A 1,050-nucleotide genomic window follows, 5' to 3' on the forward strand; every position below is an offset into this window, starting at 1 on the left:
AGTTTCGCCGCCAGCGCCCAGCGCGCCGGCCTGACCAGCGCCGAAACCAGCAGCGTGATTAAAGCCATGCAGTGGCAGATGGATTTCCGCAAACTGCGCGCCGGCGATGACTTTAGCGTACTGATGTCGCGCGAGATGCTGGACGGTAAAAGTGCGCAGAGTCAGCTGCTCGGCGTGCGCCTGCGCACCGGCGGTAAAGATTACTACGCGTTCCGCGCGGAAGACGGCAAGTTCTACGACCGCAACGGCTCCGGTCTTGCGCGGGGCTTCATGCGCTTCCCGACGGTGAAACAGTACCGCGTCTCGTCAAACTTCAATCCGCGCCGTCTCAATCCGGTAACCGGGCGCATTGCGCCGCACAAAGGCGTCGATTTTGCGCTGCCGATTGGTACGCCTGTACTGGCCGTCGGCGATGGCGAAGTGGTGATCGCGAAAAACGGCGGAGCCGCCGGTAACTACGTCGCGATCCGTCACGGTCGCCAGTACATGACCCGCTACATGCATCTGAGCAAAGCGCTGGTGAAACCGGGACAGAAAGTGAAACGCGGCGATCGCATCGCGCTTTCCGGTAACACCGGCCGCTCTACCGGACCGCATCTGCATTATGAAGTGTGGATCAACAACCAGGCGGTCAACCCGCTGACGGCGAAGCTGCCGCGCATGGAAGGGCTGACTGGTAAAGATCGCAGCACCTATCTGGCGCAGGTGAAGAGTTATCTGCCACAGCTGACGCTGAAATAACGTTAATTTCCGGGCAAACGTGCAAAAACCGACGGATTCTTCGTCGGTTTTTTGCTATCTGGCCTGTGAAGATTGCAAAATTACCTGCCGTCACTATTATTGAGCCGTCATTGTCAGAGGCGAGTGCATGGAAACCCGAAAAAAAAATAACAGTGAGTTTATTCCCGTTTTTCAACGTTCTTTTTTAAAGCCGAAATACTGGGGCAGCTGGCTGGCGATTGGTGCGCTGGCCGGTATGGCGATGCTGCCGGCCAGGGTGCGCGATCCGGTGCTGGGCGGGCTGGGTAAGTTTGCCGGCAAGCTGGCGAA

At 58.0% G+C, this 1,050-nt stretch carries 1 protein-coding gene and 1 pseudogene; both read left to right on the plus strand.

Annotated features, from left to right (window positions below; genetic code table 11):
- On the plus strand, window positions 1-741 hold a 741-nt coding region (gene mepM / locus ERD80_RS17215; protein ID WP_136547782.1), incomplete at its 5' end, for a murein DD-endopeptidase MepM.
- Between the two features lie 127 nt (window positions 742-868).
- Window positions 869-1,050, plus strand: a pseudogene (locus tag ERD80_RS17220) (lauroyl-Kdo(2)-lipid IV(A) myristoyltransferase); the annotation flags it as partial.

It is taken from the genome of Pantoea sp. R102, assembly GCF_004916815.1.
Classification (GTDB): domain Bacteria; phylum Pseudomonadota; class Gammaproteobacteria; order Enterobacterales; family Enterobacteriaceae; genus Pantoea; species Pantoea dispersa.